The sequence below is a fragment of the Paraburkholderia sp. JHI2823 genome (genome assembly GCF_038900695.1).
Taxonomy (GTDB): Bacteria; Pseudomonadota; Gammaproteobacteria; order Burkholderiales; family Burkholderiaceae; genus Paraburkholderia; species Paraburkholderia mimosarum.
In genome coordinates this window covers 21,510-34,509 of record NZ_JAYMRY010000057.1, presented here as the reverse complement: position 1 = coordinate 34,509, position 13,000 = coordinate 21,510, and the positions used below count along the sequence as shown (strand labels likewise).

At 66.6% G+C, this 13,000-nt stretch carries 9 protein-coding genes; 6 read left to right on the top strand and 3 right to left on the bottom strand.

Annotation, left to right across the window (positions count from 1 at the left end; genetic code table 11):
* Positions 1-105: 105 nt before the first annotated feature.
* The 3 genes from VSR34_RS34580 to VSR34_RS34570 form a co-directional block, all read right to left on the bottom strand.
* Entirely contained in the window at positions 106-1,389 is a 1,284-nt protein-coding gene (locus tag VSR34_RS34580; protein WP_028211406.1) for a cell division protein ZipA C-terminal FtsZ-binding domain-containing protein, read from the bottom strand.
* A 144-nt stretch (positions 1,390-1,533) separates the two neighbouring features.
* A complete protein-coding gene (gene smc, locus VSR34_RS34575) occupies positions 1,534-5,052 on the bottom strand; it encodes a chromosome segregation protein SMC (RefSeq protein WP_028211405.1) in 3,519 nt (1,172 codons plus the stop codon).
* 345 nt (positions 5,053-5,397) lie between these two features.
* Complete coding sequence (locus VSR34_RS34570; RefSeq protein ID WP_042290980.1) at positions 5,398-6,369, bottom strand: DMT family transporter; 972 nt, start codon at positions 6,367-6,369, stop codon at positions 5,398-5,400.
* Positions 6,370-6,723: 354 nt separating this feature from the next.
* On the opposite strand from VSR34_RS34570, the gene dapC reads away from it, so the two are divergent.
* From dapC to cls, 6 genes are all read left to right on the top strand, one after another.
* A complete protein-coding gene (gene dapC / locus VSR34_RS34565; protein WP_028211404.1) occupies positions 6,724-7,947 on the top strand; it encodes a succinyldiaminopimelate transaminase in 1,224 nt (407 codons plus the stop codon).
* 81 nt (positions 7,948-8,028) lie between these two features.
* Positions 8,029-8,856 carry a 2,3,4,5-tetrahydropyridine-2,6-dicarboxylate N-succinyltransferase gene (dapD, locus tag VSR34_RS34560; RefSeq protein ID WP_028211403.1) on the top strand — a complete coding sequence of 276 codons (828 nt, stop codon included), beginning with the start codon at positions 8,029-8,031 and terminating at the stop codon, positions 8,854-8,856.
* A complete protein-coding gene (locus tag VSR34_RS34555) occupies positions 8,856-9,221 on the top strand; it encodes an ArsC family reductase (protein WP_028211402.1) in 366 nt (121 codons plus the stop codon). The genes dapD and VSR34_RS34555 overlap by 1 nt, the downstream gene beginning before the upstream one ends.
* A gap of 109 nt (positions 9,222-9,330) precedes the next feature.
* Positions 9,331-10,470 (top strand): succinyl-diaminopimelate desuccinylase, encoded by a 1,140-nt coding sequence (gene dapE, locus VSR34_RS34550; protein WP_028231868.1) that lies wholly within the window; start codon positions 9,331-9,333, stop codon positions 10,468-10,470.
* Positions 10,471-10,491: 21 nt separating this feature from the next.
* The gene (gene prmB / locus VSR34_RS34545) at positions 10,492-11,388 is read left to right on the top strand and encodes a 50S ribosomal protein L3 N(5)-glutamine methyltransferase (RefSeq protein WP_028211400.1); all 897 of its coding nucleotides are present in this window, start codon (positions 10,492-10,494) and stop codon (positions 11,386-11,388) included.
* 156 nt (positions 11,389-11,544) lie between these two features.
* Positions 11,545-12,987: a cardiolipin synthase gene (cls, locus tag VSR34_RS34540; protein WP_342964782.1), complete on the top strand. Its 1,443-nt coding sequence runs from the start codon at positions 11,545-11,547 to the stop codon at positions 12,985-12,987.
* The last annotated feature ends 13 nt before the right edge of the window (positions 12,988-13,000 follow it).

Sequence of the window (13,000 nt, the reverse complement as noted above, 5' to 3'; positions counted from 1 at the left end):
CGCCTTTTTTGCGCGCCGCCCATGCCGTCTCGCCGGCGCGCAAAAAAGGCGCGGCGCCATTACGGCGCCGCGCCTTCTCTGGCGGCCGATCGCTGGCGGTCCGCGTTACTGGCTGAACAGCCGTCGCGTGGCCGGCGACCCTGCCGGAATGCCTGCTTGCTCGAGCTTTGCGTAGAGCGTCATGAGCTGCTTGTCGATGGACTGCAGCACCGTTTCCGGAAGCGGCCGGCGCTGGTCATCGACCACGCGCCCGCCGATGCGCTCGGCAAGCGACTTCGCGTAATCGCACATCAGGCGAAATGGCAGGATGTCCTCGTCGGCGACCGGCACATCGAGGATCAGCGTAATCAACTCGCCGCCCTTGTACGTGAGGTCGTCGCGCAGGAAGTTGGTGTCGCCGAACTGCAGCATGAAAACCGGGCTCTGCTTCGCGTCGAGCTTCACGAAGCGCGTGCCGTCGCGCGAAAGCAGGAGGCCGTCCTGCGCGGCGACGGCCTGCACGTAGTTCGCCGACCACGGCGCGCCGTCCGACATCACGTTGATGGAAAGCTGCGCATCGCATTGGGCCGCGAAGCCGTCGAGCTCGCGCGCCATCGCGACTGTCTCCATCATGTCGGGGAACTCGGGCGCGGCGTCGAGCGCGTCGGCGAACTGCTGCACACCCGTCACGAACTCCGAGAATTCGAGCTCGTTGAGCGGGCCGTTACGGTTCGCGAGCTGCGCGGCCGCACGCAGTTCCTCGTAGCGCACGCCGTTTTGCAGCAATTCCCAGCTGTCGCCGCCCTCGGGCTTGCCTTCGATATGAACGGGCTTGCTGCCCGCGCGGCGCAAACGCTGCGCGGACGGAATCACGCGCTCGCCCGCCACGGGCGCGCCGAGCCGGATCGGCACGATGCAGTCGATACGGCGGTCGACGACAGCAGGCGGCGCGGAGGAAATCGTGGTGGCGGCCGGCATGACGGGCTCGATGCGTTCGGCTTCGTCGGCGTTTTCCTTCGCGGATTCCGGGGCAGCGGCGCTCGCGGCCGGCGCTGCTTCGCCGCGCTCGTTCGCCGCCGTTTCGTCTTCCTGGAAACCATTCGGCGTCGTGGATTCCGCCTGGATGTCGGCCGGCGTGTCGAGCGGAGCCGCACTGGCAAAACCCGGCTCCATGCGCCCGCCTTCCATGCCGCCCGCGAGCGACGGCTCACGCCGCGACGGCGTGTGTGCTGGCTCGATGAACGGGCTCGGCTCCGGGAACTCGTCGCGTTGCGCCGACTCGACCGCCTCTTCCGGCATCGGTCGCGGCATGCGCCGGCGCACCCTGGCACCCTGCCACGCGTTATAGACCACCACGCCCCCGACTACCACGGCGCCCGCGCCGATCAATCCGAGAGTCAACTCGTCCATGCATGCTCCATCAGCAATTCTTTTTCGACGGCGCACACACGGTGCGCGCCGTTACCGTGGCGCTCGCGTCACGCGCGGCGGCTGCCTGAGCAACGGCGCCGCCGGCTGCGCGGCGCGCGCCGACCGTTAGACCGTAAAAATCGATTAGATCGTATTCTGGGCGAAACCAGCCGCCGTTTCCATGTCGACCGCGACGATGCGCGAAACGCCCTGCTCCTGCATCGTCACGCCGATGAGCTGCTGCGCCATCTCCATGGCGATCTTGTTGTGCGAAATGAACAGGAACTGTGTTTTGTCCGACATCGCGCGAACAAGGTTCGCGAAGCGCTCGGTGTTCGCGTCGTCGAGCGGCGCGTCCACTTCGTCGAGCAGACAGAACGGCGCAGGGTTGAGCTGGAACATCGCGAACACGAGGGCCGTGGCCGTGAGCGCTTTCTCGCCGCCGGAAAGCAGGTGAATCGTCGAGTTCTTCTTGCCGGGCGGCTGCGCCATCACCTGCACGCCGGCGTCGAGTATCTCGTCGCCAGTCATGATGAGCCTCGCCTGGCCACCGCCGAAGAGCCGCGGGAACAGCTCGCCGAAATGACGGTTCACTTCGTCGAACGTGCCCTGCAGCAGCGTGCGCGTTTCCTGATCGATCTTGCGGATCGCGTCTTCGAGCGTTTCGATCGCGCTCGTGAGGTCGGCCGACTGGGCGTCGAGGAAGGTCTTGCGCTCCTTCGCCGCGGCCAGTTCGTCGAGCGCCGCCATATTGACGGGCCCAAGCGCCGCTATGGCGTTGTTGATGCGCGTGACTTCGCCTTGCAGATACGACGGCTTCATGTCCGCCGTGAGCTTCTCCTGCAGCGCGGCTTCATCCACGCCCGCCGCCTGCAGTTGCTCGACGAACTGCTCGCCGTTCAGGCGCGCCGCCTGCTCCTTGAGCTGAAGCTCGGTGATGCGCTCGCGCAGCGGCTGCAGCGCGCGTTCGGCGACGAGGCGGGTTTCGTCGGCGGCCCGCAGCTTCGCGCTCAGGTCGTCGAGTTCCGCGCGTGCGGCGCGCAACGTGTCTTCCTTCTGTGCGCGAATTTCCAGCGCGTCCTGCAAACCCGTGTGCGCGGTCTGCTGGTTGATCGTTTCCAGCTCGGCACGCGCGTCTTCGAGCGAGCCGGCCACGCGCTCGCTCTGGTCGTGCGCGACCTGAATGTTGCGCCGCAGTTCCTCGATGCGGTTAGCCATGTTGCGCGCCGCAAAGCGCGCGTCCGCGGCAGCGCGTTCGAGGTCGCGCGCCTCGTTGCGCGCCGCGCCCAGTTCCTCGTCGAGTGCTTCGAAAGCGAGCTGGTTGTCCTCGAAGCGGGCCTGCAGTTCGGCAAGCTCGGCGTCGTGGCGCTCGAAGTTCGCTTCCGACTCCGCGCGCAGCGCGCGCTGCTCTTCGATCTGCGCGCGAATTTCGCCGAGCTCCTCGCGAATCTGCGTGCTGCGCGCCGTATAGCGCTCATGCGCCTGGGTCAGCTTCAGGACGTCCATCTGCAGCGCGTGCACGCGCTGGGTCGCGCGCTCGGCCTGCTGACGCATTTCCGTGAGCACCTGGGCGGCCTGCGTGTGTGCCGCCTCCGCGCGCACGACGGCCGTGCGCGCCTCGTCCGCAAGCAGCGCCTGGGCGCGCAACTGGCGCTCCAGATTCTCGATTTCCTGCTGACGCGCGAGCATGCCAGCCTGCTCGGTATCGGCAGCGTAGAGCTGAACGCCCACGCGCGTCACCATATGGCCGGCCTTCACGACGAACGCGCCGCCGCCCGGCAATTGCGCGCGCTGGGCGAGCGCCTCGGTCAGATCGCTGGCAACGTAGGTCGAGCCGAGCCATTCGGTGAGCACCGCGCGCAGCCCTGCATCGTCGATACGCACGAGCGAGAGCAACGGCGTGAGGCCCGCGGGCGCAGCGCTCGCCTGCCCCGCAACGGGCGGCGAATAGAACGCGAGCTTCGCGGGCGGCGCGTCGCTCGCGAACGCCTTCACCCAGTCGAGGTTGGACACTTCGAGCGCGGCAAGCCGCTCGCGCAGCACGGCTTCGAGCGCCGTCTCCCACCCCGCTTCGACATGCAGCTTCTTCCACAGCCTCGGCAGCGCACCCAGTTCGTGACGTTCGAGCCACGGCTGGATCTTGCCCTCGGTCTGCACGTTCTCCTGCAGTTGCTTGAGGGCGGCAAGCCGGGCTTCGATCTGGTGGATCTGCGCGTTTTCCGCCTGGACGCGCTCGTGAGCCGCACGGCGTTGCGCGTCGAGGCGCGGCACGGTTTCCTGCGCATCGGCAAGTCGCGCCTGCGCCTCGTGAAGGATCTCTTCCTGCTCGGCCAGCTGCATGCGCAGCTCTTCGAGCTGGGCTTCGTCGGGCGCGTCGAGTCCGCCTTCCTCCGACTTCAGGCGCTCATGGCGTTGCTGAAGCTGCTGGAGCATCTGGTCGGCGTTGCGCTGGTGTGCCGCTTCGAGCTTGATGGCCTGCTCGGTGCGCGCGATGCCCGCGCGCTCGTCGTTCAGTTGCGCCTGCGCATCGCGCCAGCGGTTCTCGAGCGCGGGCAGCGATTCCTGTTTTGCCGCCGCCTCTTCCTCGGCGAGTGCCGCCTTTTCTTCGGCGATCGCCAGTTGCTCTTCGGCGTCCTCGATGTCGTCCTGCGCCTTCTGCGCCTGCACCTGCCATTGCTCGCGCTGCGCAGTGAGTGCGGCGATTTGCGCCTGCGCGCGGTTGCGCGACTCGACAATGAACTTGATCTCGGCTTCGAGACGGCTCACTTCGGCGTTCGCTTCATAGAGCGCACCCTGTGCGCCCTGCATGGCGTCGCTTGCCGAGTAGTGGGCGACGCGCAGCGTCTCGAGCTGCGCTTCGACTTCGCGCAACTGCGCGGTGTGGCGCTCGAGGTCGATCTGCGCCTGCTCGATCGCGCGCTGCTGGCGCTGTTGCTCGCCCGCCGCCTCGTTTTTGCGCAAGAGCCAAAGGAGGCGCTGCTTCTCCTCGCCCTCGGACTGCAGTTCGCGAAACTTCGTGGCGACAACCGCCTGGCCCTCGAGCTTTTCGAGGTTCGTGGACAGCTCGCGCACGATGTCCTCCACGCGCGTGAGGTTCTCGCGCGTATCGTGCAGGCGGTTCTCAGTCTCGCGGCGGCGTTCCTTGTACTTCGAAACACCGGCGGCTTCTTCGAGGAATACGCGCAGCTCTTCGGGCTTCGCCTCGATGATGCGGGCGATCATGCCCTGCCCGATGATCGCGTAGGCGCGCGGACCGAGGCCCGTGCCGAGGAATATGTCCTGGATGTCGCGCCGGCGCGCCGGCAGGTTGTTGATGTAGTAGCTCGATGTGCCATCGCGCGTCAGCACGCGCTTCACGGCAATCTCGGCATACTGGCCCCACTGGCCGGCCGCGCGTCCGTCTGCGTTGTCGAACACCAGTTCGACGCTCGCGCGGCTACCCGGCTTGCGCGCCGTGGACCCGTTGAAGATGACGTCCTGCATCGACTCGCCGCGCAACTCGGACGCACGGGATTCTCCGAGCACCCAGCGCACCGCGTCGATGATGTTGGATTTCCCACAGCCGTTCGGCCCGACCACCCCGACGAGTTGGCCCGGAACCTGGAAATGCGTGGGATCGACGAATGATTTGAAGCCAGCGAGTTTAATCGAGGTCAGACGCACGGCGATATCGCTGTTTGAATAGTGGTGAACGGGACCGCCCGTGCCGCTCGCCGCGCGCCGCCGCCAATCCGGTATCGATCGCACGGCGGTACACGCTCAGGGCAGCCGCCACGGCTCGCCGCGCGAACGCGCTTGCGCGCGAGCGGTCGGCGGGAATCAGCGGCAATCATACCATCGCACGCGCGCCATTCCGCGCGCGGGAAGGCCCTGGGCCGAGCCGCCGCTGCTATTGCGGCCGTTGCCACCGCCGTTGTTACCGCTGTTGTCACCGCCCTCGTCGCCGCAGCCACCGTTGACGCCATTGCTCCCGGCGCCCTTGCCGGTGTCATCCCCGTTGCCGTCCGCTTAGTCGGTACGGCTCGCGTCCGCGTGGGTCATGACGCTTGCGTCGGCGCTCGCGTGCGCGCCGCGCTTGCGCGCGTCCTGCGCGCGGTGCAGCCAGCTCGAGAGCAGCGAGGCCAGCACGATGCAGGCGCCGCCCGCCCATTCGCGTGGACCCGGAGTCTCGCCGGCGAAGAGCCACGACGAGAGCGCCGTCACGACGATCTCGAACAGCATGATGATCGAGGCGCGGTTTGCCGGCACGCGGGCTAGCCCGTATTGAACGAGCATGTTGTTGCTGCCGAGCACGACGCCGAGCGCCAGCACCAGCAGCACGACACGCGCGAGATGCTCGCCTGCCGGAACCGCCGCCATCGGCTCGAAGCAAGAGGTCAGTGCGCCGAGCAGCGCCGCGCCCGCGAAGATCACGGCCGTGCGCATCTCCGGCTTCATGTGCGGAAGCACGCGGCTCGTCTTCACGACCAGCACGTTGCTCATCGCGAACCCCATCCCGCCGATGAGACCGGCCCATTCGGCGGCGTTGGCAGGCAGCGGCACACCCAGTTGCGGCGACCAGAGCATCAACACGGCACCCAGCAACGAGAGCGCGCCGAGCGCGCCACCCGCCCACGTGAGACGCTCGTGCAGGATGAAGTGCGCGAAGAGCGCCGTCCACGCCGGGGTCAGATAAAAGAGCAGCAGCACGCGCATCACTTCGCCGTGGATCGCGCCCCACACGAACCCGACATTGGTCACGCCCGCGGCAAGGCCGAGCAATGGCAGCACCCAATGCCAGCGCACGGTCGCGAGCGAACGCCAGCGCAACACGAGCACGAAGGCGCAGCCCGCTGCGCTCGTCGCCGCGCTCGCGGCCGTGCCGGTCAACCCGAACGCCGCCAGCATGCGCAGCGGATACCAGACAAAACCCCATACGGATGCGCCGACCATGATGGCGAGGGTCGGCCAGGCGGCGCGCAGGCCTGTGCTCTGACTCATCGCTCGCGCTTCCCTTGGCTCGACCGGGCGTTGGCGGCACCTGCGTCGCTACTCGAAAATCCCATGTTTTTCCTTTTGTCTGTCCGCCCGGCATCGATGGCGGCACCGGAGCGCGATCGGGCCGGCGCCCGCAGCCGCATCAGCGCCACGCTATAATCCACCGCTTGCAGACGCAAAGCCGCGCTGCCGTATTTTTCGCTCGGCCCGGCCCATCGGGCTAGCGGCAAAAGCGGCAAAAGCGGACAAACAGCGGGCAAAAGGCGGGCAAACTACGAGCCCGCAGCGGGCTCGCACAAGCTGTCAATCCCGCGCGCCGCGCCTTCCGTCTTTTACCCACGCCAGTCCGCCGCCCAAGTGAATCCGCTACTCGACACCCTTCAGTCCTATCCCTTCGAAAAGCTGCGCGTGCTCTTCAAGGAGGTCACGCCGAACGCCGGCCTGCGCCACATCAGCTTTGGAATCGGCGAGCCGAAACACCCGACGCCGGCACTGATCCGCGACGCCATCGTCGCGTCGCTCGACGGCCTTTCGTCGTACCCTGCCACGGCGGGTACGCCCGCGCTGCGCGAGTCGATTGCAAACTGGGTGAAGGCGCGCTACGGGCTACCGGCCATCGACGCAAACACGCAGATCCTGCCCGTCTCGGGTTCGCGCGAGGCGCTGTTCGCGCTTGCGCAGGCCGTGATCGACCCGACGGCGGGCGTGAAAGACCCGGCGAAGCGGGCGATCGTACTCTGCCCGAACCCTTTCTACCAGATCTACGAAGGCGCCGCGCTGCTGGGCGGCGGCGAGCCCTACTTCGTGAACAGCGATCCGGCCCGCAACTTCGCCTGCGACTATTCGCAGGTTCCGGAAGCCGTCTGGGCACGCACGCAACTGCTCTACGTGTGCTCGCCGGGCAACCCCACGGGCGCCGTGATCACGCTCGACGACTGGCGCGAGCTCTTTGCGCTCTCGGACCGCTACGGCTTCGTGATCGCCTCCGACGAGTGCTACTCGGAGATCTACTTCGACGAAGCGAACCCGCCGCTCGGCGGCCTCGAGGCGGCGCACAAGCTGGGCCGCGGCTTCGAGCGCCTCGTCATGCTGTCGAGCCTCTCCAAGCGCTCGAACGCGCCGGGCATGCGCTCGGGCTTCGTCGCCGGCGACGCCGCCATCCTCAAGCAGTTCCTGCTGTACCGCACCTACCACGGCTCGGCCATGTCGCCCGTCTGGCAGTCCGCCAGCATCGCCGCCTGGGGCGACGAGGCGCACGTGCGCGAGAACCGCGCGAAGTACGTACAGAAGTTCTCGACGGTGACCCCCATGCTCGCCGCCGTGCTCGACGTCAAGCTGCCCGACGCCGCCTTCTACCTCTGGGTCAACGTCGCGAGCACCGGCCTGTCGGACACCGCGTTCGCCCAGCGCCTCTACGCCGACTATAATGTGACGGTTCTGCCCGGCTCGTTCCTCGCGCGCGAGGCGCATGGCACGAATCCGGGCAAAGACTTCGTCCGCATGGCGCTCGTCGCCGACGTCGAGGAGTGCATCGAGGGCGCGCAGCGCATCGTCGAGTTCTGCCGCTCGCTCAAACCGTAAAGCCTTCCCCTGCGCGCCGGGGTCCAGCGCCCCGTTGCGCGCAACGCCGCTTTCAACCATCCATCTCACGAAATCACCACCATGTCGCAACAACTTCAGCAGACCATCGACACCGCCTGGGAAAACCGCGCCGACTTCTCGCCCAAGGCAGCCCCGAACGACGTGCGTGAAGCCGTCGCCCACGTCATCGCCGAGCTGGACAAAGGCACGCTGCGCTGCGCCGAAAAGAAGGACGGCGACTGGGTCGTCAACCAGTGGGTGAAGAAGGCCGTGCTGCTGTCGTTCCGCCTCGAAGACAACGTGCCGATGCCGGCGGGCGGCTACAGCCAGTTCTACGACAAGGTGCCCTCGAAGTTCGCCAGCTACACGGCTGAGGACTTCGCCGCGGGTGGCTTTCGCGTCGTGCCGCCGGCCATCGCGCGCCGCGGCTCGTTCATCGCGAAGAACGTCGTGCTGATGCCCTCGTACACCAACATCGGCGCCTACGTAGATGAAGGCACGATGGTCGACACGTGGGCGACCGTCGGTTCGTGCGCGCAGATCGGCAAGAACGTGCACCTCTCGGGCGGCGTGGGCATCGGCGGCGTGCTGGAGCCGCTGCAGGCCAATCCGGTCATCATCGAAGACAACTGCTTCATCGGTGCGCGCTCGGAAGTCGTGGAAGGCGTGATCGTCGAGGAGAACTCGGTGATCTCGATGGGCGTCTATCTCGGCCAGTCGACCAAGATTTACGACCGCGAAACCGGCGAGATTTCGTACGGCCGTATTCCGGCGGGCTCGGTCGTGGTCGCGGGCAATCTGCCTTCGAAGGACGGCACGCATAGCCTCTACTGCGCCGTGATCGTCAAGAAGGTCGACGCGAAGACGCGCGCCAAGGTCGGCCTGAACGAACTGCTGCGAGGCGACTGATGGCGAAGGCCGCCACGACCGTCGTCTACGGCATTCCGAACTGCGACACCGTGAAGAAGGCCCGCGTGTGGCTCGAAGAGCACGGCGTCGAGTTCGAGTTCCACGACTTCAAGAAGGCGGGGGTGTCGAATGCGCTGGTGCAGGACTGGCTCAAGGACGTGCCGCTGGATCAACTCATCAACAAGCGCGGCACGACCTGGCGCGGCCTGTCGGACGTGCACAAGGCCGAGGCCGACACGACCGCTGGCGCGATCGCGCTGATGATCCACAAGCCGTCGATCATCAAGCGGCCCGTGGTCGTGGTGAACGGCCGCGTGAAGACACTCGGTTTTTCCGCCGACCAGTATGCGGAGCTGTTCGCCTGATTTTCGCTTCTGACCGGTGCGCCTCCGCGCGTGCGCGCAGTCATGACAAGTTGTTGCCGGCCCCTGCTCCATCAGCGGCGCCGGCATTTTTATTGAAAGTGGTCTCCCTATGTCCGCCACCCTCGCCCTCACCGAAGCCCTGATCGCGCGCGCGTCCGTCACGCCCGACGACCAGCACTGCCAGCGCATCATGACCGAACGCCTCGGTGCGCTCGGCTTCGCATGCGAAACCATCGAATCCAACGGCGTGACGAACCTGTGGGCCGTCAAGCGCGGCACGTCGGGCATGCAAGGCCCGCTGCTCGCCTTCGCAGGCCACACCGACGTCGTGCCGACCGGCCCCATCGAGCAATGGAGCTCGCCGCCGTTCCAGCCCTCGCACCGCGACGGCGTGCTCTACGGCCGCGGCGCCGCCGACATGAAGACCTCGCTCGCGGCCTTCGTGGTGGCGAGCGAAGAGTTCGTGGCGGCGCACCCGCAGCATCGCGGCGCGATCGCCTTTCTCATCACGAGCGACGAGGAAGGTCCGGCCACGGACGGCACCGTGAAGGTCGTCGAGGCGCTGCAGGCGCGCGGCGAGAAGATGGATTACTGCATCGTGGGCGAGCCCACTTCGACGCATACGCTCGGCGACTGCGTGAAGAACGGCCGCCGCGGCTCGATGTCGGGCAAGCTCGTCGTGAAGGGCGTGCAAGGCCATATCGCCTATCCGCATCTCGCGAAGAACCCGGTCCATCTGCTCGCTCCTGCGCTCGCCGAACTCGTTGCCGAAAAGTGGGACGACGGCAACGAATATTTCCCCCCCACCACGTGGCAGGTGTCGAACCTCCACAGCGGCACGGGCGCGAGCAACGTGATTCCGGGCCACGCCGAAGTGATGTTCAACTTCCGCTTCTCGACCGCGAGCACCGTGGAAGGCCTGCAACAGCGCGTGCACGCGATCCTCGACAAGCATGGCCTCGAGTATGACCTGCACTGGAGCGTGAGCGGCCTGCCCTTCCTCACCCCGCGTGGCGCGCTCTCGAACGCGCTCGAGAAGGCGATTCACGACGAAACCGGCGTGAGCACGGAGCTTTCGACCACGGGCGGCACGTCGGATGGCCGCTTCATCGCGCGCATGTGCGAGCAGGTGGTCGAATTCGGCCCGCCCAACGCCAGCATCCACAAGATCGATGAGCATATCGAAGTGAAATTCATCGATCCACTCAAGAACGTGTACCGCCGCGTGCTCGAACAGCTGATTGCCTGAATACGCTCTGGAGACCATAACATGCCTCATCCGCTAGCCAACACCTTTGCCACCGTGCGCGACCTGCTGCGCTATGGCGTCTCGCGCTTTTCGGCCGCGCAGCTCGCGTTCGGTCACGGCTCGAGCAATGCCTACGACGAAGCCGCGTACCTGATCCTGCACACGCTGCATTTGCCGCTCGACCTGCTCGACCCGTTTCTCGACGCGCGCCTGACGACCGAGGAAGTCGACCAGGTGCTAGGCGTGATCGAGCGCCGCGCGACCGAGCGCGTGCCGGCCGCCTACATCACGCACGAAGCGTGGATGCACGGCCTGCGCTTCTACGTGGATGAGCGCGTGATCGTGCCGCGCTCGTTCATCGGCGAGCTGCTCGAAGACGGCCTGCAGCCGTATGTGGAAGATCCCGAGCAGGTGAGCGCAGTGCTGGAGCTGTGCACGGGCTCCGCGAGCCTCGCGATTCTCGCGGCGCACGCGTTCCCGAACGCCGACATCGACGCCGTCGATCTCTCCGCGCCCGCACTCGAAGTCGCGCATCGCAACGTGCACGAGCATGGTCTGGACGAGCGTATCGCACTCTTCGAAGGCGATCTCTACGCACCGCTGCCCGAGCGCCGCTACGACGTGATCATCACGAACCCGCCGTACGTCAACGCCGCTTCGATGAAGGCGTTGCCCCCCGAATACCAGCACGAGCCGGAAATGGCGCTCGCGGGCGGTGCGGATGGCATGGACATCGTGCGCCGCATCATCAAGGATGCGCGCAACTGGCTCACCGACGACGGCGTGCTGGTCGTCGAGATCGGCAACGAGCGCGAGCACGTCGAAGCCGCGTTTGGCGGCCTTGATCTCGTGTGGCTCTCGACGAGCGCCGGTGACGATCAGGTTTTCCTGATTCAGGCCTGCGACTTGCCGGTCTGACCGTCATGTGCGAATGAGACGCGGCGCCTGTGCGCCGTGTCTCGTCGCGCGCAGGATTGGGACGATAGCCGCCGTCGCAGCGGGTTCGGTAAGATTGACCCCTCCGGCCATGCCTGGCCGGCAGCGCCGCAGGCCCTGGGAGCGTCCCACGCATCTATGCCATTCGACTGGTCACACCTCGGCACGCTGCTCGCGATCATCCACTTGCTGGGGCTGGTCGCGGCATGCCACGCCATCCTGAACACACGCACCTCGCAGGGTGCGATCGCCTGGGCCGTCTCGCTCGCGGCGATGCCCTACCTCACGCTCATCCCGTATCTCTTTCTCGGCCGCAGCAAGTTCGCGGGCTACGCCGACGCAAGGCGACTGCGCAATGAAACCTTGCGCACGCGGGCCCACGCGCCCGATTGGGACAAGCTCGTCAGCGCCGGCGAATGGTCGGCCGACGAGCTGGGTGCGCGCGTGATCTGCACGTTCGCGCGCCTGGGCGGCATGCCGCTCGTGCCCGGCAACGCGGTGCGCACGCTCGTGAACGGAGAGGCGACCTTCACCGCCATCTTCGATGCGATCGAACGTGCCCGGCATTACGTGATCGTGCAATTCTTCATCGTGCGCGCCGACGCGCTCGGCGACATGCTCAAGGACGTGCTGGTCCATTGCGCGAAACGCGGCGTGCGTGTGTACTTTCTCTACGACAGCATCGGCTCTTTCGACCTGCCTTCCAGCTACGTGCGCGCGCTGCTGGACGCCGGCGTGGAAGTCCATCCGTTCTCCGCGAAGCGCCATTTCGTCAACCGCTTCCAGCTCAACTTCCGCAACCACCGCAAGATCGTCGTGGTGGACGGCCAGCACGCATTCGTCGGCGGCCACAACGTGGGCATCGAATACCTCGGTGCGAATCCACGCCTCTCGCCCTGGCGCGACACGCACATCGAACTGCGCGGGCCGGCTGTCGCGAACGTCCAGTTCGCGTTCACGGAGGACTGGTACTGGGCCACCCAGCAGCTCCCCGGCTGCGAACCGCCGACGGTCGCACCGCGGGACGGCGACGACATGCACTGCCTCGTCTTGCCAACGGGTCCGGCCGACCGACAGGAGACCTGCTCGCTCTTCTTCGTCGAGGCGATCAACGCAGCGAAGCAACGCGTATGGATCACGACGCCGTACCTCGTGCCCGACGAAGCCGTGCTCGCGGCGCTGCGCCTCGCGGTGCTGCGCGGCGTGGACGTGCGCATCATGATCCCGAGCCGGCGCGACCATTACGTGGTGTTCGAGGCTTCGATGCTGTATGCCTACGATGCGGTGCGCGCGGGCATCCGCATTTTCCGCTACAAGCCGGGCTTCCTGCACCAGAAGGTCGTGCTGATCGACGACGTGGCCGCCGCTATCGGCAGCGCGAATCTGGACAACCGGTCGTTCCGCCTGAACTTCGAGATCATGGTGCTGACCGTGCATCGCGGCTTCGCCGCTGAAGTCGAGGCGATGCTGCTGCGCGACTTCGACGAGACGTTCGAAATCGACCGCAGCGAGTACCGCGACGCGCCCGCCTGGCGCAAGATCACCATGCATCTCGCGCGGCTATTCGCGCCGATCCTCTAGCGTGGCGCCAGGC